The sequence below is a fragment of the Chitinophaga japonensis genome, from assembly GCF_007830125.1.
Taxonomy (GTDB): Bacteria; Bacteroidota; Bacteroidia; order Chitinophagales; family Chitinophagaceae; genus Chitinophaga; species Chitinophaga japonensis.
The window spans coordinates 707,527-728,215 of sequence record NZ_VLLG01000002.1; the positions used below are offsets into that span (position 1 = coordinate 707,527).

At 52.8% G+C, this 20,689-nt stretch carries 19 protein-coding genes; 11 read left to right on the plus strand and 8 right to left on the minus strand.

Annotated features, from left to right (window positions below):
* Positions 1–21 precede the first annotated feature (21 nt).
* Positions 22–432 carry a hypothetical protein gene (locus LX66_RS02690; RefSeq protein WP_145710345.1) on the minus strand — a complete coding sequence of 137 codons (411 nt, stop codon included), beginning with the start codon at positions 430–432 and terminating at the stop codon, positions 22–24.
* Positions 433–615: 183 nt separating this feature from the next.
* The gene (locus LX66_RS02695) at positions 616–1,446 is read right to left on the minus strand and encodes a UDP-2,3-diacylglucosamine diphosphatase (RefSeq protein WP_145710346.1); all 831 of its coding nucleotides are present in this window, start codon (positions 1,444–1,446) and stop codon (positions 616–618) included.
* A 184-nt stretch (positions 1,447–1,630) separates the two neighbouring features.
* On the opposite strand from LX66_RS02695, the gene LX66_RS02700 reads away from it, so the two are divergent.
* The 9 genes from LX66_RS02700 to LX66_RS02740 all read left to right on the plus strand — a co-directional run bounded on the left by LX66_RS02700 (position 1,631) and on the right by LX66_RS02740 (position 9,082).
* A complete protein-coding gene (locus LX66_RS02700) occupies positions 1,631–2,248 on the plus strand; it encodes a DUF47 domain-containing protein (RefSeq protein ID WP_244620267.1) in 618 nt (205 codons plus the stop codon).
* A gap of 38 nt (positions 2,249–2,286) precedes the next feature.
* Complete coding sequence (locus tag LX66_RS02705) at positions 2,287–3,294, plus strand: inorganic phosphate transporter (protein WP_145710348.1); 1,008 nt, start codon at positions 2,287–2,289, stop codon at positions 3,292–3,294.
* 214 nt (positions 3,295–3,508) lie between these two features.
* On the plus strand, positions 3,509–4,378 hold the full coding sequence (gene rfbA, locus LX66_RS02710) for a glucose-1-phosphate thymidylyltransferase RfbA (RefSeq protein ID WP_145710349.1): 870 nt from the start codon (positions 3,509–3,511) through the stop codon (positions 4,376–4,378).
* Positions 4,379–4,398: 20 nt separating this feature from the next.
* A complete protein-coding gene (galE, locus tag LX66_RS02715; protein WP_145710350.1) occupies positions 4,399–5,427 on the plus strand; it encodes a UDP-glucose 4-epimerase GalE in 1,029 nt (342 codons plus the stop codon).
* Positions 5,428–5,488: 61 nt separating this feature from the next.
* Positions 5,489–6,445 carry a transketolase family protein gene (locus LX66_RS02720; RefSeq protein ID WP_145710351.1) on the plus strand — a complete coding sequence of 319 codons (957 nt, stop codon included), beginning with the start codon at positions 5,489–5,491 and terminating at the stop codon, positions 6,443–6,445.
* Positions 6,446–6,544: 99 nt separating this feature from the next.
* Positions 6,545–7,096, plus strand: coding sequence for an RNA polymerase sigma factor (locus LX66_RS02725; RefSeq protein ID WP_145710352.1), 552 nt, complete (start codon positions 6,545–6,547; stop codon positions 7,094–7,096).
* A 78-nt stretch (positions 7,097–7,174) separates the two neighbouring features.
* A complete protein-coding gene (locus LX66_RS02730; RefSeq protein ID WP_145710353.1) occupies positions 7,175–7,810 on the plus strand; it encodes a hypothetical protein in 636 nt (211 codons plus the stop codon).
* Between the two features lie 8 nt (positions 7,811–7,818).
* Positions 7,819–8,301, plus strand: a complete 483-nt coding sequence (locus tag LX66_RS02735; protein WP_145710354.1) for a hypothetical protein — start codon at positions 7,819–7,821, stop codon at positions 8,299–8,301.
* A 34-nt stretch (positions 8,302–8,335) separates the two neighbouring features.
* Positions 8,336–9,082: an MBL fold metallo-hydrolase gene (locus LX66_RS02740; protein ID WP_244620268.1), complete on the plus strand. Its 747-nt coding sequence runs from the start codon at positions 8,336–8,338 to the stop codon at positions 9,080–9,082.
* A gap of 124 nt (positions 9,083–9,206) precedes the next feature.
* On the opposite strand, the gene rodA is transcribed toward LX66_RS02740, so the two are convergent.
* The 6 genes from rodA to purD all read right to left on the minus strand — a co-directional run bounded on the left by rodA (position 9,207) and on the right by purD (position 16,613).
* Positions 9,207–10,496, minus strand: coding sequence for a rod shape-determining protein RodA (gene rodA / locus LX66_RS02745; protein ID WP_145710355.1), 1,290 nt, complete (start codon positions 10,494–10,496; stop codon positions 9,207–9,209).
* Positions 10,493–12,457, minus strand: a complete 1,965-nt coding sequence (mrdA, locus tag LX66_RS02750; RefSeq protein ID WP_145710356.1) for a penicillin-binding protein 2 — start codon at positions 12,455–12,457, stop codon at positions 10,493–10,495. Before mrdA ends, rodA begins: the two co-directional genes overlap by 4 nt.
* A 72-nt stretch (positions 12,458–12,529) precedes the next feature.
* The gene (locus LX66_RS02755) at positions 12,530–13,039 is read right to left on the minus strand and encodes a rod shape-determining protein MreD (RefSeq protein ID WP_145710357.1); all 510 of its coding nucleotides are present in this window, start codon (positions 13,037–13,039) and stop codon (positions 12,530–12,532) included.
* Positions 13,036–13,938, minus strand: coding sequence for a rod shape-determining protein MreC (gene mreC, locus LX66_RS02760; protein WP_158642514.1), 903 nt, complete (start codon positions 13,936–13,938; stop codon positions 13,036–13,038). The genes LX66_RS02755 and mreC overlap by 4 nt, the downstream gene beginning before the upstream one ends.
* Positions 13,939–14,058: 120 nt before the next feature.
* On the minus strand, positions 14,059–15,081 hold the full coding sequence (locus LX66_RS02765; protein ID WP_145710359.1) for a rod shape-determining protein: 1,023 nt from the start codon (positions 15,079–15,081) through the stop codon (positions 14,059–14,061).
* Positions 15,082–15,335: 254 nt separating this feature from the next.
* Positions 15,336–16,613, minus strand: a complete 1,278-nt coding sequence (gene purD / locus LX66_RS02770) for a phosphoribosylamine--glycine ligase (protein WP_145710360.1) — start codon at positions 16,611–16,613, stop codon at positions 15,336–15,338.
* Positions 16,614–16,866: 253 nt separating this feature from the next.
* Here purD and LX66_RS02775 point away from each other — a divergent pair, with 253 nt between their 5' ends.
* Together LX66_RS02775 and LX66_RS02780 are read left to right on the plus strand one after the other, a co-directional pair.
* Positions 16,867–18,561: a peptide MFS transporter gene (locus LX66_RS02775; RefSeq protein WP_145710361.1), complete on the plus strand. Its 1,695-nt coding sequence runs from the start codon at positions 16,867–16,869 to the stop codon at positions 18,559–18,561.
* Positions 18,562–18,587: 26 nt separating this feature from the next.
* Positions 18,588–20,639 (plus strand): OPT family oligopeptide transporter, encoded by a 2,052-nt coding sequence (locus LX66_RS02780; protein ID WP_145710362.1) that lies wholly within the window; start codon positions 18,588–18,590, stop codon positions 20,637–20,639.
* Positions 20,640–20,689 lie beyond the last annotated feature (50 nt).

A 20,689-nucleotide genomic window follows, 5' to 3' on the forward strand; every position in this document is an offset into this window, starting at 1 on the left:
TTGATATCTACATATATGCTGTTAAAATGAAAAACCGGGGGGCGCCTGCCGCTTCAGGAGCATTTCCAGGGACAGGTCGAACTGCCGGCCGGTTTCCTCCCGTGCGCCGTTGCCGTTTTCCTGCGCACTGGTAATAAGCTGGAACAGGTGCAGGCTTTTATTGGTGAAAGGCTTGTTGTCCTTCTTGCTGCAAAGCTCCAGGCTGAAGTTGAACTTTTCCTCCAGCTCCTCTTCGAATTCGCGGAGGCTCAGTGTTTCATCAATAGGGTATTCTACCAGCATATCTTCCGGGAACCCGGCTTCCCGCAGGGTAACAAAGGCATTAGCCAGCGAGTTTTGCACATACACGGTCACGTTACAGCAGAGCAGCCGTTGAAACTGCATCTGCAGCAAGGAAATGGTCATCAAAGGATGTAACTTCAGCACCTTCATTCTTTAACATTTATTTTGCCCCAACTATTATATATAATTATCATTCCGGCAAACTTAGAATGTTACTTTTAATTTAATATTAAGCACTTGTTATAAATTTGTGAAAATAATATTAAATCAAAGTGCTATACAAAACCGGTTGCAGTCGTTGGCAGTAGAGATGTTGGTAACGCAGGTCTGATATCAGGGAGCGGGAAAGCTGATGACTTTATTCACTTCCCAGGGAAGCGGGGTTTCATCTTCCTCGTCAGGTAACACCACCTTTGTTTTGGTGACCGGGTGCTGATACAGTTGCCACTGGCCCCCGCTGTATTCCAGGGAGGTGAGGCTTTCTACCCAGTCGCCCGAGTTGAGGTACGTAATGGTTTTGCCATTATGCACCATTTCTTTTATAATAGGCTGGTGGATGTGCCCGCAGCACACCACGTCAAAATGCTTGTCAATAGCGATCTCTGCCACTATCTGCTCAAAATCTGAAATGAACTTCACCGCCTGTTTCACACTATGCTTTACCTTTTTGGAGAACGACAGCTTTTCGCGGCCCATGCGTTCCAGCACGTTGTTCACCAGCCGGTTGAGGATGATCAGGATATCATATCCCTTTCCTCCCAGCTTGGCCAGCCATTTGGAGTTCTTCATGGTCACATCGTACACGTCGCCATGGAAGAACCAGTGGCTTTTGCCGTCCACCTCCAGGATCAGTTTGTTATCAATGGTAAAATTGCTCAGCTCAAAGCCCGCATACTTGCGCAGCGCCTCGTCGTGGTTGCCGGTAAGGTAGTACACTTCCGTGCCGCGGCCTATCATTTTCAGGATACGGCGGATCACCTTGGTATGCGCTTTGGGAAAATATCGCTTGCTGAACTGCCAGATATCAATAATATCTCCGTTTAATATGAGAATTTTCGGGTCTATGCTATCCAGGTACTGCACCAGCTCTTTGGCATGGCATCCGTAGATCCCCAGGTGCACATCGGAGATCACAACTATATCTAATGGGCGTTTTTCCGGCATTTAAATAAAATGAATTCCTTATGCAAAAGAAAAATTGTTATATTACTTTTATATTAACCAGATGTTAAGGAATCATTAATTCAGCTTTTTTCTTGGAGGTAATGAATGTTGAGAACTATTTTTGCCGCAAATTTCATCAAACAACACCAATATGGGAGGCTTCAATTCCTTTGTTAAACTTTTTATGCCAAAAGACCGGGTTTTTTATTCATTATTCGAAGACGTAGCAGCCAACCTGGTGGAAATGGCTAAAGTGTTGAACGAGCTGGTAAATACAAATGATTTGTCTGCCCGGAAAGACAAAGTGCACCTGATCGAGCGGCTGGAACATAAGAACGATGACTATACCCACCGGATCTTCGTGGAGCTGGGACAAAACTTTATCACCCCTTTTGACCGGGAGGACATCCACTACCTCGCCGCCACCCTGGACGACGTAGCCGACTATATCCACGGCTCCGCCAAAAGAATTGATCTCTACAAGGTAACCAACCTGAATGACAGCATCCGTAAGCTGGCCGAACTGATAGGCCTGGGCGTGGCAGAACTGCACAAGGCCATACCGGAGCTGCGGGACATGAAGAATATGCGCAATATTACCGACGCCTGTGTAAAAATAAACAGTCTTGAGAACCATGCCGACGACATTTACGACATGGCCATTGCGGACCTGTTTGATACAGAAACAAACGCTGCGGAGCTTATCAAGATGCGTGAAATATACCAGGCATTGGAGATCGCCACTGATAAATGTGAGGACTCTGCCAATGTGATTGAAACCATCATCATCAAGTACGCCTGATTCCGGGCGCTGGACTGTTTTCACGTAATTTACCAGACATGATTTTTCTTGTTATTATTATTATACTCGCATTTATCTTTGACTTTATCAACGGTTTTCACGACGCGGCCAACTCTATTGCCACGATCGTTTCTACCAAGGTATTAACTCCCTTCCAGGCAGTGCTTTGGGCGGCCTTATTCAATTTTGCCGCTTTTTTCATGTCCAAATACATTTACGGGGAGTTCCGGGTGGGCAATACCATCGCCAAATCGGTATTTGAGCAGTACATTACCTTGAAAGTGATCTTTTGCGGGCTGGTAGCGGCCATTGGCTGGAACCTGCTGACCTGGTGGTACGGCATTCCCTCCAGTTCCTCCCATACGCTGATAGGCGGCTTTATAGGCGCAGCTATCGCCAACGCCCACGGCTCCTTTGACGTGATCAACTTTGCCAAGGTAATGCCTACGGTATATTTTATCGTGCTGGCGCCCTTTATAGGCATGGTGGTAGCCTTTGTGATCACCGTGCTGATCGTTAATATCTGTAAAAAGGCCAACCCTTTCCGTGCGGAGAACTGGTTCAAGCGCCTGCAGCTCATCTCTTCCGCTGCACTGAGCCTGGGCCACGGGGGCAACGACGCCCAGAAGGTAATGGGCATTATTGCTGCCGCCATGGTGGCGCACGGTTCCATTGAAAGCATTACCGATGTGCCCAACTGGGTGCCGCTGAGCTGCTTTACCGCCATTGCCCTGGGCACCATGAGCGGTGGCTGGAAGATCGTTAAGACCATGGGTACCCGCATTACCAAGGTGACCCCGCTGGAAGGCGTAGCTGCGGAAACGGCCGGCGCCGTTACCCTGTATATGACGGAAAGCCTGGGTATACCGGTAAGCACCACGCATACCATTACCGGCTCCATCATCGGGGTAGGCGCTACCAAAAGACTTTCCGCCGTACGCTGGGGCGTTACCGTGAGCCTGCTCTGGGCCTGGATATTGACCATTCCCATCAGCGCCCTGATGGCCGCGGCCGTATTTTACGTAGTAAGCATATTCATCAAATAATTAACAATTAAGAATTAATAATTAATGATCCGCAATACGGTGGTTACAACGAAGCACCGGCGTAACGAATATTATTAATTATTAATTCTTAATTATCAACTGTAACGGGCCCCAACTTTTTCTTGATAAAAATTCCGATCTACCCCCTATTTTTGTGAGATTTTGTTAAATAGCGGATCAATCGCTGTTAGCTTTAACCAAATTCTTTGCTATCATGAAAGGTATTATTCTGGCAGGAGGTTCCGGTACCCGCTTACACCCTATTACATATGCCATCAGCAAGCAGATCATGCCTATTTACGACAAGCCCATGATCTACTACCCCCTCTCCACCCTCATGCTGGCCGGCATAAAGGATATACTGATCATATCCACCCCGCACGACCTTCCCGCTTTCAAACGCCTCTTTGGCAGCGGCAGCCAGTACGGCCTTCACCTGCAGTATGCCGAACAGGCGGTGCCCAACGGGCTGGCCCAGGCATTTGTGATAGGCCGGGAATTTATCGGTAACGACAAAGTAGCCCTGGTACTGGGCGACAATATATTTTACGGGGCCGGCCTGGGCACCCAGTTGGCCAACAACATTGACCCGGACGGCGGCATTGTGTACGCCTACCACGTATCGGACCCGGAACGTTACGGCGTGGTGGAGTTTGATGCGGACATGAAAGTGGTGTCCATCGAGGAAAAGCCGAAACAGCCAAAATCCAGCTATGCCGTGCCCGGCCTGTACTTTTATGACAATGAGGTGGTGAACATCGCCCGCGACCTGCAGCCCAGCGCCCGCGGGGAATACGAGATCACCGACGTGAACAGGGAATACCTGCGCCGGGGCAAGCTGAAAGTATCCATCCTGCCCCGCGGCACCGCCTGGCTGGACACCGGTACCTTTGATTCGCTGATGCAGGCCACCCAGTTTGTACAGGTCATAGAGCAGCGGCAGGGCATTAAAATAGCCTGTATAGAGGAAATAGCCTACCGCAAGGGCTTTATTGATAAGGAACAGTTGCAGGAACTGGCAAAGCCCCTGCTGAAAAGCGGCTACGGGCAGTACCTGGAAGACGTGCTGAAACAAAAGGTATAATTTAAAAAACGCTAATATTTATGAAGGTGCTTGTTACCGGTGGTTGTGGCTACATTGGTGCGCATACGATTGTAGACCTTATCAACCATGGTTTTGATGTGGTATCTGTGGACAGTAACATCCGCAGCACCACCCAGTTATTGGACGGTATTGAAAAAATTACCGGCAAAAAGATCCATAATTACAAAGTGGACCTCTGCAACCTGGAAGATACGCATGCCGTTTTTCACGAGAACCGGGATATTATCGGCGTTATCCATTTTGCCGCGCTCAAGACGGTGCCGGAGTCCGTGGCCTCCCCGCTGCTGTATTTCCATAACAACCTCACCTCCCTGGTGAACATACTGAAGTGCATACAGGAATTCAACATTCCCAACTTCGTATTCTCCTCCTCATGCTCCGTGTACGGCAACGCCACAGACCTGCCGGTAGTGGAGGAAACGCCGCTGGGCGAGGCCCAGTCGCCCTATGCCCGCACCAAGCAGATGGGAGAGCAGATCATCCAGGACTACAGCCGGGTAAACAGCACCCAGTCCATCCTGCTGCGCTACTTCAACCCGGTGGGCGCACACCCCTCCGCCCTGATCGGGGAGCTGCCCCTGGGCAAGCCGGACAACCTGGTGCCCATGATCACGCAAACGGCCATCGGCAAAAGACCCAAAATGATCGTGTTCGGCCATGACTACGATACCCGCGACGGCTCCTGCATACGCGACTATATACACGTAATGGACATTGCCAATGCGCACACCCGCGCCCTGCAATACCTGGTGGATAAAAAGAACAGCAGCAACTGCGAGGTGTTCAACTTGGGCACCGGCAACGGCGTAACCGTGCTGGAAGCCATCAGGGCCTTTGAGAAGATCTCCGGCGTAAAGCTTAATTACGAGCTGGGCCCCCGCCGCCCCGGCGATGTGATCGCCATCTACGCCAATAATACCCACGCCAAGGAGCAACTGGGCTGGGAGCCCAAAACCGGCATCGAGGACATGATGCGCACGGCCTGGCAGTGGGAGGTAAGCCTGCGGGACAAGGTGCTCAGCAATTAGCACATATGCACATCCGCACATTAATTATTACATTTACGTCTTTAATATTAGAAACTGGTATATGGTAAAAGATATTCAACCCTTAAACGAAAAAGAAACACGGGCAGGATTCGGAGAGGGTATCCTGGAAGCAGCCCGCAAGAATCCGAATGTGGTAGCCCTTACTGCAGACCTGCTGGGCTCTATGAAGCTGAACGCCTTTATCAAGGAGTTCCCCGACCGCTTTGTACAGTGCGGTATTGCAGAGGCCAATATGATAGGCGTTGCTGCCGGGATGACCATTGGCGGTAAAATACCTTATACCACCACGTTTGCCAACTTTTCCACCGGCCGCGTATACGACCAGATACGCCAGTCTGTGGCCTATTCCGGCAAAAACGTAAAGATCTGTGCTTCCCACGCGGGCCTTACCCTGGGCGAGGACGGCGCTACCCACCAGATACTGGAGGATATCGGCCTCATGCGCATGATGCCGGGCATGACGGTGATCGTGCCCTGCGATTTTAACCAGACCAAAGCCGCCACCATCGCCATTGCGGACCACGAGGGCCCTGTGTACCTGCGTTTTGGCCGGCCCAAATGGCCCAACTTTACCCCGGAGAACCAGCCCTTTGAAATAGGCAAGGCGCAGGTGCTGCACGAGGGTACGGATGTAACCCTGTTTGCCTGCGGCCATATGGTATGGATCGCCATTGAAGCCGGCAAAATACTGGAAGAAAAAGGATACAGCGTAGAGATCATCAATATACATACGATCAAGCCACTGGACGAAGCGGCCGTGCTGGCCTCCCTGAAAAAGACCCGCTGCGCCGTTACCGCGGAAGAGCATAACGTGCTGGGCGGCCTGGGCGACAGCATAGCACAGGTAGCGGCCCGCCACCTGCCCGTGCCCATCGAGTACATTGGCACCAACGATACTTTCGGCGAAAGCGGCAAACCGCTGGACCTGCTGAAGAAATATGGCCTGGATGCAGGACATATTGCAGCAGCAGCAGAAAAAGCGATGAGCAGAAAATAATTATTTAATGTGCGAAATGTGCAGATGTGCAGATAGGTGAAGGGCTTCCCCTCCAGCTCATCTGCACATTTGCATATTTGCACATTTGCACATTGATCTATGGCCGTTACACAGGATGATAAAGCATTATTGGCGTTATACCGGCATCCGGATACCAGGGAGAAGGGATTTACCGAAATTATCCGGAAATACCAGGAGCGGCTCTACTGGCATGTGCGCCGGCTGGTAATAGACCATGAGGACGCGAATGATGTGCTGCAGAATGTATTCATCAAGGTCTGGAAAAACCTGGAGGGATTCCGGGAAGACGCCCAGCTCTTCACCTGGTTGTACAAAATAGCTACCAATGAGAGCCTGACCTTCCTGGAACAGCAGAAAAGAAAATCTGCGGTATCTTTGTCAGACGTGGAAACAGGGCTTGGCAACAAGCTGCGTGCAGACAGCCAGTTCGATGCCAATAAGCTGGAGTGGAAACTGCAGAAAGCTATCCTGAGCTTACCGGAAAAACAAAGAGTAGTGTTTAACCTGCGGTATTATGACGAAATGCCCTATGAAGAAATGAGCCGGGTGCTGGAAACCTCGGAAGGAGCCCTGAAGGCGTCGTACCATCATGCCGTAAAAAAAATAGAGGAATTCATAAAAAACAGCTAAAAAATTACGGAAAGCCGCCAATAATAACGTAATTACCCATTAAACTATTGTCTTTCGCCATTGTCAAATGAAGTAACTATGAACAGAAAGGGGAAAGATATTGTGCATGAACTGAAGGAAATAGCGCCCGGCCTGGACCTGCCTTCAGCACCGCCCTACCGGGCGCCGGAAGGGTATTTTGACGCTCTGCCGGAACAGGTGCTGCAACGTGTCCGCACGACAGATGCAGGCACCGGGGCCGTACAGGAGGAGCTGGAAGCCCTTTCTCCCCTGCTGGGCAGCATACCCCGGCAGCAGCCCCTGAGCGTCCCGCAGGGCTATTTTGAGGGCCTGCCCGGCCGCATCCTGCAAGGCATTGCCAGCCAGGAGGCCCCGGCAAAAGTAGTGCCCATCCGCTCCCGCCGGCGCTACCTGGCCTGGGTGGCAGCCGCCTGCTTCATAGGCTTTTTAGGCCTGGGCGCCCTGTTCCTGCTCCGGCAGCAGAGCACCACTACCGGTACCCGGAGCCTGGAAATGCAGTTGGCCGGCATCTCCGACCAGGAGATCATAGACTACCTGCAGGCTCACAGCGATGCCTTTGACAACGAAGCCATTATTTCAGGCGTATCCAATGCGGTAGCCACAGATGAGCTGCCCAGGATATCAACCAATCTGAACGACCTGCCCCCGGATGCTATTGAAAACTACCTGGAAAGTGCCGGCTGGTCTAACTGAGATGAGAAATGAAACAATTTAACATACAAGGATTTATTGTCGGGATTTTGTTATGCCTGTGCATGCAGGCAGTGGCCCAGGACCCGTCCGGCGGCGACAAAGACCATGCCCGCATGAAGGACAAGATCAAATCCGCAGAAATAGCCTATCTCGCCAAGCAACTGGACCTTACCCCCGAAGAGGCCCAGAAATTCTGGCCGCTCTATAACAACTATACCCATGAAGTGGAGCTGCTCATAGCTGAGCGCAGGCGTAACCGCCAGCAGGACAAAAAGGACGATGCTGCCGCCCGGCAGGCGCTGGAGAAAGAAATGGATATAGAGCAGCGGATGGTCAATGTACGCAACCGCTACAAGCAGGAATTCCTGAAAGCGCTGCCGCCCCGCAAGGCCGGCTCCGTATTCAAGGCCGAGCGCGAATTCCGCGCCCAGCTCATACGCCAGTTGAAAGAGCGCAACGCCACCCGTGGGCCCAGGAGGTTAAGACCCTAGCAGGAATCCGCACATTAGTTAGTATTTTTGCGGGATGGCACGTATTATTCCTTTATCAGAAGGATCTTTCACCGTAGACGCTACCAAAAGATTCATCCCTTTCGACGAGACCAAGGACACCATGCAGCAGCGCAATCATGGATCGCTGCTGGTAGAGATACAACCTTTCCTGGTAATTACAGACCGCGATTATATATTGCTGGATACCGGCCTGGGATTCCGCAATGCCGATGGTGTACTGCAGTTGCACCAGCACCTCATTGACAATGGCATTAATCCCATGGAGGTCACCAAAGTGCTGATGAGCCACCTGCATAAGGACCATGCCGGCGGCGTAAGCACCGTAGACCCGGTAAGCGGGCAGCGCAGCCTCACCTTTCCGCATGCTACGTATTATGTGAATGCGCAGGAAATGGCCTATGCCATTGAGCAGGATGGCAAGTCCTACCTGGCGGAGGATGTGGCCCTGCTGCAGCAGCGGGACAATGTCATATTCACGGAAGGCAACGGCACCATTGATGGCTATATCCACTATGAGCTTACCGGCGGCCACTGCCCCTACCACCAGGTGTTCCTGGTTGATGACGGGGAGGATAAGGTGTTCTTTGGCGGGGATGTAGCGCCGCAGATATCACAGATGCGCAGCCGCTTTATCGCCAAATATGACTACGACGGCAAGCGCAGCATGGAACTGCGCCAGGAATACCTGGAGCGGGGAAAGCAGGAAGGATGGACGTTCCTGTACTATCATGATACAAAATTGCCCTTCGGGCAATTTTGAAAATTCCAAATCCCAAAACCCAAATTCCAAAATTGGAGGCCATCCCTTAAACTATAGGCAGCCTGCTGTTTATGTTGGTGCTTACCACCAATTTGGGGATTTGGGATTTGGATTCTGGTATTTCCTACCGCAGCACCATTTGCCGGTCCGCATCCAGGCGCAGCATAATAAAGATCAGCATGGTAAAGGTCATGAGCGAGGAGCCCCCGTAACTGACTAGGGGTAACGGGATACCGATCACCGGGGCCAGCCCGATGGTCATGGATATATTAATGGCCAGGTGGAAAAAGATAATGCTGGCCACCCCATAGGCATATACGCGGCTGAAGGTCGATCGTTGCCGCTCCGCGATAAAAATGATCCGGAAAAGCAGGGCTACGTACAGCCCCAGGAACAACACGCTGCCGGCAAAGCCGAAATCCTCCCCTATGGTGCAGAATATAAAGTCCGTACTTTGTTCCGGCACAAAATCAAAACGCGTTTGCGTGCCTTTCAGGTAGCCCTTTCCCCAGAAACCGCCGGAACCGATGGCGATCATGCTCTGGCGGGTGTTATAGGTGGCCTTCGGGTCGTTCTCCTTGCCCAGCATCACCTCTATACGGCGTACCTGGTAATCTTTCAGCACCTTGGTAAAGGCAAAAGGCACCACGAACATAACAAAGGCCGAGCAGAAGCCCCACACCGCGAGTATCAGCAGCAGGCGGGCACGGCTCCGCCTGATCTCCCGCCGGTTGAAGTAAATGACCAGCGCCGTGATCACGGAAAAGATAATGAACAGGATATTCTTATCCACCAGCAGGGCGCTCAGCACCAGGATAATACCGGAGAACGCGATCACCAGCAGGATGCCCGGCAGCCCTTCCCGGTACATGACCAGGAAAAAGCTGAGATACACCAGCGCCAGCCCCGTTTCATCCTGCAGGATGATGATGGCGGCGGGTATCAGCGCCAGCGCGGCCGCTATAAGGCGGGCGCGCAGCTTGGTGAAATCTGTTTCCAGCGACGATAGATACTTGGCCAGCGCCAGGTTGGTGCATAGCTTGGTGAACTCCGCCGGCTGGAACTGGAAACCGCCTATCACCAGCCACGAATGCGATCCTTTTACATCCTTGCCTATGCCCAGCACCAGCAGCAGCAGCACCAGCCCGAATGCATACAGCAGGTTGGCCGTGGCGGTAAAGAACTTACTGTCCGTAAGCCAGATAATGGTGGCCAGCACCAGCGACACGCCCCACCACATCAGTTGCCGGGCATAGTTCTTATTCAGGTGCACGATGTTCTGCCACACGTTATCCCCCTCCCGGTGTTCCGCCGCAAATATGGAGAGCAGCCCCAGTATCACCAGGGCGGTGTACAGCCCCATCACTGGCCAGTCAATCCCTTGTGTAAGCTTTATCTGCTGCCGGTCGTTCATTTAGTTTTATTTGGGAAGTAAATATTCAGTACTTGCTCGGTTGTCAGCCTGGCGGTAGCGCCGTTCAGGGAGTCCAGCTTGGATTTTGCCTGCACTACCGGGTCCATGGTCACGAAGTCCAGCATTCTTTGCACTACCGGTTTACGTTTCACAGAGATAGTGTCATGCAGGTACTTTTCCATGACCAGGCTGGCAATGGGCGCCGCGTAGGTGCTGCCGTAACCCGCATTCTCAACGATCACCGCAACGGCGATCTTCGGGTTATCCCTGGGCGCAAAGGCCACGAAAACAGAGTGGTCCTTCAGCTTCTTCAGCTCTCCGTTCACAATAGCGTTGTTCTCCGCCGTACCGGTTTTACCGCACACCGCTACACCTTCAATAATGGCGGAACGGCCGGTGCCTCTCTCCACCACATCCTCCATACCGTATATCACGGAACGGTAGCTGGTGTCTGAAATATGCGCCACTACATGCTTTTCCTTGTATTCTTTCAGGAGCTGGCTGTTATCATTGTCAATACTCTCCACGAAATGCGGTATATAGTAATAGCCCCGGTTGGCTATAATGCACATGGCGTTGGCCATTTGCAGGGGCGTTACGGATACGGCGCCCTGTCCCATGCCCACATACAGCTCCGAGCAGGAGCTCCAGCGGCCGGGGTAGCGCTTGTTCATGCCCGCGGTATCGATCACATAGCCCCTGTATTCACCGGGAATATCAATCCCCAGCCGGTGCCCCAGGCCAAAAGAGCTCATATATTCATACCACTTCTGGTGCCCCTTCTCCACCCCGCCCCATTTGGCGGCGTCTACCTCCAGGCGGTACAGGTGCACAAAATAGGAGTTGCAGGAATTGGCAATGGCCAGGCGCAGGTTGGCCGCGTGCCCGGGATTGTGGTGGGTACAACCGATCCTTCTGCCGCAGTTGTAATAGCCGCCGGAGCAGGGAAAGCCAAAGCTGGGCGTTATCACGCCTTCGTCCAGCGCTACCAGGGCGGTGAGCGGTTTCATGGCCGATCCCGGTGGATAGGTGGCCTGCATGGCCCGGTTAAATAAGGGCTTGGTGGTATCTACAAACAGTTTGCTGAAGTTGCGGGTGCGGTAGGAGCCGGTAAGCAGGTTGGGATCAAAGGTTGGGCTGCTCACCATAGCCAGTATGCCGCCCGTTTGCGGGTCAATGGCTACAATGCTGCCGATCTTGTTGCGCATCAGCCGCTCACCCAGCACCTGCAGGTCAATGTCCAGCGAAAGGCGCAGGTTCTTGCCGGCAATGGCCGCCGTATCAAACTCCCCTTTTTCATAAGGCCCCTGCGGCCGGTTCAGGTTATCCTTTACCAGGTACTGGATACCGCGCTGCCCCATCAACACGCTTTCGTAGGTTTTCTCCAAACCCGTCATGCCCAGGTAATCGCCCATCTGGTAAGCGCTGTAGGCGGACTTTTCCAGCATGGAGGACGATATCTCCCCGATGTAGCCCAGTATATTGGCCGCCGCGGAATAAGGGTAGGAGCGGATTTGCCGCTGCACCAGCTCAAAACCCGGCTGGAACAGGTACATGCTTTCCTGCAGCCTGCCAAATACGTCCGGCGTGAGCAGCGAAGCGAACACAGACTGCCTTACCCGCCCGTTCTTGATGATGGCCGTGACAATGCGCTTGCGAAATTCTTCTTTGTCTATCTGTAATATCTGGCACAGGTAGGCCGTATCAATATTCTTTACGCTGGAAGGCGTTACCACCAGGTCGTACATCACATCATTCCGCAGCACGCTACGGCCCTTGCGGTCATAGATCATGCCACGGCTGGGATATACCACCTTGCGCAGCACCGCATTGGCATCCGCCAGCTTGGAATATTTCTTTTCCACCACCTGCAAAAAGAACAACCTGGTAACGATCAACAGTACCATACCAAGGATGATCAATTGTATTACTCTTCTCCTGGGCTGATTATAAACAGACATCTATTCTTTATAGTGAGATTCCTTATACGAAATTAAAATATACTCCGCTATCTATTTTGTTAAACTATCGTGCTATTTCCTGGAAAAGAACAACAGCTCATACAGCACGATCAGCATCAGGCTGGCAACGGTAGAAAGCAGGATCTTCAGCAGCAGGTAGCCTATGTTACCGAAGCCGAACACCTCCAGCGTGAACAGCGCCAGGTGATGCAGGAACACCAGGATGGATATATATATCAGGAACTGTGATATACCCATGCTGATCATGGAGGGGGTTTTCATGTTGGTTTCAAAACCACCCTGGGGCGACAGTATGTTGATGATGAACGGGCGCAGGTAAGCCATAAAAACACAGGCAAAGGCATGAATGCCCATGGTGTTCATGAACATGTCCAGGCTCAGGCCCATCAACAGTCCCAGCAGCATCAGCGCCGGGCGGGGTATGTTAAAAGGCAGCAGCAGTATGAACAGCATGTACAGCTCCAGGCTTACCAACTGGTGCACCAGTATCTTGTTCAGCACAAATACCTGCAACAGCAGCAGCAGCACAAAACGGATGATATTTCGTAACAGTATGCTCATTTGATCAGGCGGTAGGTTGAATCCTCCAATTGTTTTTGCTCGTCCTTTAACAGGTTATCTATCACATACACGTATTGCAGGTTATAAAAGTTGGTAGCCAGCTTTACCCGTATGTTATAGGAGGTGCTGGACTTGTCTGCCAGGGAAAAGGAGTCGATATACCCGATGGGCAGGTTCTCCGGGAACAGGGCGGAAAAGCCGCTGGTCACCACCGTATCCCCCTTCTGCAGCTTAATGGTGCGGGGAATATCTTTCATCATGGCATAGGCAGGATCGGCGCCATCCCAGTACACGGTGCCTATTTCCTTGCCCCTGAGCAGGCGGGCGCTTACGCCAAAGTTGCTGGACGAGGAGCCGGAGCCTTTGGCCAGCAGGGAAAGCACTACCGCGTAGTTATCGCTTACGCTCCGTACCATGCCTACCACGCCGCTGGGACCTATTACGCCCATGTTAGGCCGTATGCCCTGCAAACGCCCGCGGTGAATGGTAATGTAGTTGACGCTGCGGTTAATAGAGTTATTGATCACCTTGGCCTGCCGGTACAGGTAGCGGCGGGTGGCGGTACCGGCGGCCTGCCGGGCAGAGTCAGTGTTAAACAGGCGGATGGTATCCGTTTTAACAATATCGTTGGTTACCATGCTGTCAAAGCTGGAGCGCAGCAGGTTGTGCAGGCGCGCATTCTCCGACACCAGGCTGTCATTGGTGGCCTTGAGATGAAAGTAGTATTGTACGTTGTTATAGCGGTCGTACAGCTTGCCGCTCAGGTTATTGGCTGAATTGAGGTAAGCGGTGCGCTGGAAATTGTTATTCCGGAATACCAGCACAATACAAATCACTTCCAGCAGCAGAAATAGGAAAAAGTTGAAGTATCGCCTTAAGAAAATGATCAGATTTCGCACCTTATTGAAATTGAAAATTCCAAATCCCAAATCCCAGATTCCAAAACAAACAGGCTGTGTGTACGGCTAACATCCGGTTCCCGTTTGGGATTTGAATCTTGGAATCTGGAATTTTTAAATTTACTGCATCAGGAACGGATATTTGCCCACATGCTTCAGCGCAATACCGGTACCCCGCACCACGGCGCGCAGCGGATCATCCGCTACATGTACCGGCAGCTTGATCTTCTGGGCCAGGCGCTTGTCCAGCCCGCGCAGCAAGGCGCCGCCGCCTGTAAGGTACAGGCCCCTGCGGTATATATCGGCAGCCAGCTCCGGCGGCGTAGTTTCCAGTGCCTTCAGGATGGCTTCTTCTATTTTGAAGATGGATTTATCCAGTGCTTCCGCAATTTCCTGGTAAGATACCATGATCTGCTTGGGAATACCGGTTACCAGGTCACGCCCGTTCACCGGCACATCATCCGGGGGATTATCCAGCTCCTTCAGGGCGGAGCCGATCTGTATCTTGATCTGTTCTGCGGTACGCTCACCTATCAGCAGGCTGTGGTAGCGGCGCAGCGCCTCCATGATATCTGCGGTAAATTCATCACCGGCAATACGGATACTCTGGTCACACACGATACCTGCCAGCGCTATTACGGAGATGCCCGTAGTACCGCCGCCTATATCGATGATCATGTTACCCACCGGTTCTTCCACATCAATGCCGATACCCAGCGCGGCGGCCATCGGCTCATGTATCAAAAACACCTCCTTGGCGCCGGCCTGCTCTGCAGAGTCGCGCACTGCGCGCTTTTCCACTTCCGTAATGCTGGAAGGGATGCAGATCACCATGCGCCAACTGGGGGAGAATAATGGCTTTTTGGGATATACCAGCTTGATCATTTCACGAAGCATTCCTTCTGCCGCGTTAAAGTCCGCTATCACACCGTCTCTCAGGGGACGTATGGTACGCAGGTACTCATGCGTTTTTTCGTGCATCATCATGGCCTTTTTGCCTACCGCCACGATCTTGCCGCTCGCTCTCTCTATCGCTACAATGGAAGGTTCATCCACCACTACCTGGTCATTATGTATAATCAGCGTATTTGCTGTGCCAAGGTCTATCGCTATTTCCTGCGTTAAAAAATTAAAAAATCCCATTGTTTGATACGGTCAAAAATTAGAATGCAAAAATGAATAATTCCAACGAATATACGATGCAAAAATCGGATGTTCCAGCAATATACACTTAAATATTAAAAAATCTTATTTATTGTATCTGTTGGCCTTCCACCGGCCGTTTGCGGGGTCCGGACCGCTATAACGTAACCTTCCTGTAAAAATTGTCTGAGTAGTTAAAAATCAAGCTGCTGTAGTAACGCCTATCATACCAGGATATGAGTGCGAAAGTAGCGCTAAACAAATTCATAACCTATATCCCGGCGATAATACTTTCCTTCAAACCGGATAGCCTCCGCCGTTTGCCGGGAATGCGCCAGCGCTTCCGGCAGGCTGGCTGCCAGGGAAGTAATGGTGAGCACCCGCCCGCCATTGGTCAGCAATTGTCCCTTGCTTTCACGGGTGCCTGCCTGGAACACCAACTGGCCGGCACTTTGCGGCGGTACGCCGGTAATGGCTTTCCCCTTTTCATATGCTTCCGGGTAGCCGGCAGATACCAGCATGACCGTAGCGGCCGCACGGGGATCTTCCGTAATGGACTCCTGGGCCAGCGTGCCGGCGCTCAGGGACCGGAACAGCGCTACCAAGTCGTTCTGCAGGCGGGGCATCACTACTTCCGTTTCCGGGTCGCCCATGCGGCAGTTGTACTCTATTACATAGGGGTTGCCGCCGACGTTGATCAACCCGAAGAAAATAAAACCGTGGTATGTAATGCCTTCTGCGGCCAGCCCGGCTACAGTGGGCTGTATAACCTGCGCTTCCACCTTTTGCATGAAATCCCCGTCAGCAAAGGGCACCGGCGAAATAGCGCCCATACCGCCCGTGTTCAGCCCTGTGTCTGCTTCCCCGATGCGCTTATAATCTTTGGCGGTGGGCAGCAACTGGTAGCTGTGCCCGTCCGTGAGCACAAATACAGACAGCTCAATGCCGGTGAGGAACTGCTCTATCACCACTTTCCGGCTGGCCTCCCCGAACTTGGCGGCTTTGATCATTTGCGTGAACTCTGCAATAGCCTCCTCGTGGGAATCCAGGATCACCACGCCTTTGCCGGCCGCCAGGCCGTCGGCCTTCAGCACTACGGGCAGGGTGTGCTGCTGCAGGTAGGCTACGCCTTCTTCATAATTCGCTTCGCTGAACTCGCGGTAGGCAGCCGTGGGAATGCCATGCCGCTGCATGAACTGCTTGGCAAAAGCTTTACTGCCTTCCAGTTGGGCGCCCAGCCTGGAAGGGCCCATCACCGGGATGTGCTGCAGCGCGGCGTCTTCCCTGAAATAATCGTAAATACCATTCACCAGCGGCTCTTCAGAGCCGGGCACCACCATGTCAACACCCTGCTCTACGCAAAATGCCTTTAGCTGCGGCAGGTCGCTCACCGCTATGTTCACATTCTGCCCGTATTGGGCGGTGCCTGCATTGCCCGGTGCAATGAATAACTGCCCGCATAAAGGGCTTTGGGATATTTTCCAGGCCAGGGCATGCTCCCGGCCTCCGCTGCCTAGTAAGAGTATCTTCATACAAATTCCAAGTACAAAATTCCAAATCCCAAATTCCAAATCCCAAACGGGAACCCATGTGTTATCCGTAAACACAACCGGCCGGTTTGGAATTTGGGATTTGGAATTTGGGATTTCTAAAAAATTTTTAGCAAAGAAAACTCAAAAATCAACCAAACACACCATTTTTTTATGCAGATACCTGAATTTCTTTATCTTGCCGCTTAACAATTCCTTAAAGACTAACTAACACTAGAACAAAAACTGGCCATTTATGAGTCAACCTGCTGTAATGCAAGAGCCTGTTATTCCTACCTCTTCAACGCGAAAGCGGCATCCGAAAGGACTGCTGGTGCTCTCTTCTGTGGAAATGTGGGAGCGTTTTAACTTCTATGGCAACCGGGCCTTGTTAACCCTGTTCCTGGTAAATGCGCTGGCTTTTACGGAAGCAGAATCCTCTATTATCTATGGCGGCTTCCTGGGCATGGGCTGGCTCACAGCCATATTGGGCGGCTTTGTGGCCGACCGTTACCTGGGCAACCGCAACTGTATATTACTGGGCGGGCTTACCATGTCGCTGGGACAGATGCTGATGTTCTCCAGCGCCATCCTGTACGCCACCAATGTGCCTGCCGCGCGGATGATCATGTGGGTTGCGCTGGGTGTGCTGATCCTGGGCAACGGCTTTTTCAAACCCAACATATCCTCCATGGTGGGCCAGTTGTATCCCAAAGGGGATAACCGGCTGGACTCCGCTTTCACCATATTTTATATGGGTATCAACGTGGGCGCCCTGCTGGGCATCACCGTTTGTCCCATTTTAGGCGACGTAAAGCTGGAAAGCGGCGTGCGCGTGGTAAGCGCTTTTAAATGGGGCTTCCTGGCTGCCAGCATCGCCATGCTGCTGGGCACCGTGCTTTTCTATTTCCTGAAGAACAGGTATGTGGTCAATCCCGAAGGCAAAGCCGTAGGCACCAGGCCGCAAAAGCAGGCTGCCGGCGACGGGGAGGCGGACCAGGCCCAGTTCAGCAAAAAAGCCATTACCCTTACGGTAGCAGCCCTGCTGCTGCTCATTGCCATCTTTAACAAGATAGTAGGCGTAAACCTGCTGTATTCCTTCATTTACAGCACGGGCATTGCCCTGGCCGGCCTGATCCTGAGCGATAAATCGCTGAACAGGGTGGAGCGCCAGCGCATTATCGTAATATATATTGTATCCTTCTTCGTGATATTTTTCTGGGCCTGCTTTGAGCAAGCCGGCTCCTCCCTCACCTTTATAGCCGATTACCAGACGGACCGGCGCCTGTTTGGCTGGAACATGCCGCCCAGCCTGATACAGAACGCGCAGTCCTTCACCCTCATATTCCTGGCCATTCCCTTCAGCATGCTGTGGCTCAAGCTGCAGAAGCACAAAATGGACCCGATCTCCCCGGTAAAGCAGGCCATCGGCCTCCTGCTGCTGGCCGTAGGTTACTGGATCATTGCGCTGCAGGTAAAAGGCCTGGGCAATGAAAAGATGGGCGTTGTCTGGCTGTTCGTACTGTACCTGTTCCACACGCTGGGCGAGCTGAGCGTGTCGCCCATAGGCCTGTCCCTCGTGTCCAAACTGGCGCCGCGGCGGTTCACCTCCCTGCTGATGGGCGTATTCTTCCTGTCCAATGCCTCCGGCTATGCGCTGGCCGGCACCCTGGGCACCATGCTGCCCCCCACCGGCGAAAAGTACGAGGTGGCGGCCAAAAACGGCATCAACCTGCCCGGTATCCTGGATGGCACCGTGGCGCTGACAGATAAGCTGCAGGCGCAGTTGACCGAACTGAAGTTGCCTTCCCACTACCCACAGTTTGCCGGCTTCACCATTCATAACCTGTATGAATTCTTCATGTTGTTTGTGATATTGCCCGGCGTAGCCGCTGTGCTGCTGTTCCTCCTGTCCGGCCTGCTGAAGAAGATGATGCACGGCGTTCGATAACGTAATTATACACCATTCAATAAATTATGGCAGATACTAACTTTAAACCCTTTGTTGCTCCGCAGGTAAAAATGAAGGAGCTTACACTGAAAGCTATTATCCTCGGCTCCGTTTTCGGGGTGATCTTTGGCGCGGCCACCGTATACCTGGCCCTGAAAGCGGGCCTGACCGTTACGGCCTCCATCCCTATCGCGGTGGTGGCCATTACCTTGGGCCGGCGTTTTTTCAAGACCACCATCCTGGAAAATAACATCATCCAGACCACCGGCTCCGCCGGCGAGTCCATTGCGGCAGGCGTGGTGTTTACCCTGCCGGGCTTCCTCTTCCTGTCCGACCCGGCCAGCGCGGACTATTTTAACTATTTCACCATCCTGACCCTGGCCATTTTTGGTGGCGTGCTGGGTACGCTGATGATGATACCGCTGCGCCGCTCCCTGATCGTAAAAGAACATGGCACCCTGCCCTATCCCGAAGGCACCGCCTGCGGCGATGTGCTGATAGCAGGTGAAAAGGGCGGCGAGTTTGCAAAAACGGCCTTTTACGGGCTGGGCTTTGCCTTTGCCTACGCCATCCTGCAAAAGATCCTGCACGTGATCGCGGAAGTGCCTTATTATATGACCAAACAGACCAACCGCTTCTTCCCCTCTGCCCGCGTGAGCGGGGAGATCACCCCGGAATACATGGGTATCGGCTACATCATAGGCCCCCGCATTTCCGGTGTGCTGGTAGCAGGCGGCGTGCTGGCCTGGTTCTGTATCATTCCCCTGCTGGCTACCCTGGTGCCGGCAGACGTGATTGCCGGCCAACTGGTAAAGCTGGGCTACCTGGCTAACCTGGCCACCCCCGGCGGCACCGGTAACTGGGACCCGGCAGCACACACTTTTGCGGATTATTCCGCCGCCATCTATTATGCCTACATCCGGCAGATAGCGGCGGGCACCGTGGCAGCAGGCGGCTTCATTGCACTGCTCAAAACCATCCCTACCATTATTGCCTCTTTCAAAGGCAGCGTAAGCTCCATGAAGGACAAGAATGCAGTAGCCGGCTCCGAGGCGGAAGTACCGCGCACAGAAAGGGACCTGAGCATCAAGGTGGTGGCTATTGGCAGCATCCTGCTGGTAGTGCTGATGGCTTTCCTGCCTCAACTGCCCGGCGGCTCCATTGGCCAGAAACTGCTGGTAGGCCTGCTGGTGGTGATCTTCGGCGCTTTCTTTGTAACCGTGTCCAGCCGTATTGTGGGGCTGATCGGTAGCTCCAATAACCCTATTTCCGGTATGACCATCGCTACGCTGATGGGCACCTGCCTGCTGTTCATTGCCGTAGGCTGGAGCGGCAAGGTGTACGAGCCGCTGGCGCTGGTAGTAGGCGGCATGATCTGTATTGCCGCGGCTAATGCGGGCGCCACCTCCCAGGACCTGAAGTCCGGTTACATTGTAGGTGCCACACCGCGCAACCAGCAGTTAGCCCTGTTTGTAGGCGCTATTGTTTCTTCCGTAGTGATCGGGTTAACGGTAAAGTTCCTGGACAAGCCTACCGCCGAAATGATCAGCGAAGGCGTAACCGGCCATGCCATTGGCTCCGCTTACTATCCTGCTCCGCAGGGCACGCTGATGGCTACACTGGCCAAAGGCATCCTGTCCTTCAACCTGGACTGGCAGTTTGTGCTGGTGGGCGTGTTCATCGCCATTACCATGGAGCTGTGCGGTATTAAATCACTGTCATTTGCGGTAGGCGCTTACCTGCCTTTGTCTACCACCCTGCCTATCTTTATCGGCGGCGCTATCCGCGGCATCATCGATTACCAGCGTAAGAAGAAGAATGTGCACCTGTCTGCCGAAGAAGAAGAGCTGGGCAAGGGCAACCTGTTTGCTACCGGCCTGGTGGCCGGCGGCGCCGTAGCCGGTGTGCTCATCGCCATGCTGGCAGGCTTCAGCGCTACCGCGCCCATCCTGTCTGCCCTGAATATGGAAGAAGGGCTGGTGAGCGGATTGGGGCATGGCGGCTATTACCTGCTGGCCGTTGCTTTCTTTGCACTGATGGGATGGACCTTGTACCGGATAGGCCGGCAAACGAACTAATCATTAAAGATCAAAATAAAAGTGCAGATGATAACCTTCGGGTAAATCAT

Excerpts from the sequence above, each read along its gene's own strand:
- LX66_RS02705 (WP_145710348.1), top strand. The coding sequence starts at position 2,287 with ATGATTTTTCTTGTTATTATTATTATACTCGCATTTATCTTTGACTTT.
- LX66_RS02775 (WP_145710361.1), top strand. The coding sequence starts at position 16,867 with ATGAGTCAACCTGCTGTAATGCAAGAGCCTGTTATTCCTACCTCTTCA.
- LX66_RS02740 (WP_244620268.1), top strand. The coding sequence starts at position 8,336 with ATGGCACGTATTATTCCTTTATCAGAAGGATCTTTCACCGTAGACGCT.
- rodA (WP_145710355.1), bottom strand. The coding sequence starts at position 10,496 with ATGAACGACCGGCAGCAGATAAAGCTTACACAAGGGATTGACTGGCCA.
- LX66_RS02780 (WP_145710362.1), top strand. The coding sequence starts at position 18,588 with ATGGCAGATACTAACTTTAAACCCTTTGTTGCTCCGCAGGTAAAAATG.
- LX66_RS02765 (WP_145710359.1), bottom strand. The coding sequence starts at position 15,081 with ATGGGATTTTTTAATTTTTTAACGCAGGAAATAGCGATAGACCTTGGC.
- purD (WP_145710360.1), bottom strand. The coding sequence starts at position 16,613 with ATGAAGATACTCTTACTAGGCAGCGGAGGCCGGGAGCATGCCCTGGCC.
- LX66_RS02735 (WP_145710354.1), top strand. The coding sequence starts at position 7,819 with ATGAAACAATTTAACATACAAGGATTTATTGTCGGGATTTTGTTATGC.
- LX66_RS02690 (WP_145710345.1), bottom strand. The coding sequence starts at position 432 with ATGAAGGTGCTGAAGTTACATCCTTTGATGACCATTTCCTTGCTGCAG.
- LX66_RS02700 (WP_244620267.1), top strand. The coding sequence starts at position 1,631 with ATGCCAAAAGACCGGGTTTTTTATTCATTATTCGAAGACGTAGCAGCC.
- LX66_RS02755 (WP_145710357.1), bottom strand. The coding sequence starts at position 13,039 with ATGAGCATACTGTTACGAAATATCATCCGTTTTGTGCTGCTGCTGCTG.
- LX66_RS02695 (WP_145710346.1), bottom strand. The coding sequence starts at position 1,446 with ATGCCGGAAAAACGCCCATTAGATATAGTTGTGATCTCCGATGTGCAC.
- rfbA (WP_145710349.1), top strand. The coding sequence starts at position 3,509 with ATGAAAGGTATTATTCTGGCAGGAGGTTCCGGTACCCGCTTACACCCT.
- mrdA (WP_145710356.1), bottom strand. The coding sequence starts at position 12,457 with ATGTCTGTTTATAATCAGCCCAGGAGAAGAGTAATACAATTGATCATC.
- LX66_RS02730 (WP_145710353.1), top strand. The coding sequence starts at position 7,175 with ATGAACAGAAAGGGGAAAGATATTGTGCATGAACTGAAGGAAATAGCG.
- LX66_RS02720 (WP_145710351.1), top strand. The coding sequence starts at position 5,489 with ATGGTAAAAGATATTCAACCCTTAAACGAAAAAGAAACACGGGCAGGA.
- galE (WP_145710350.1), top strand. The coding sequence starts at position 4,399 with ATGAAGGTGCTTGTTACCGGTGGTTGTGGCTACATTGGTGCGCATACG.
- LX66_RS02725 (WP_145710352.1), top strand. The coding sequence starts at position 6,545 with ATGGCCGTTACACAGGATGATAAAGCATTATTGGCGTTATACCGGCAT.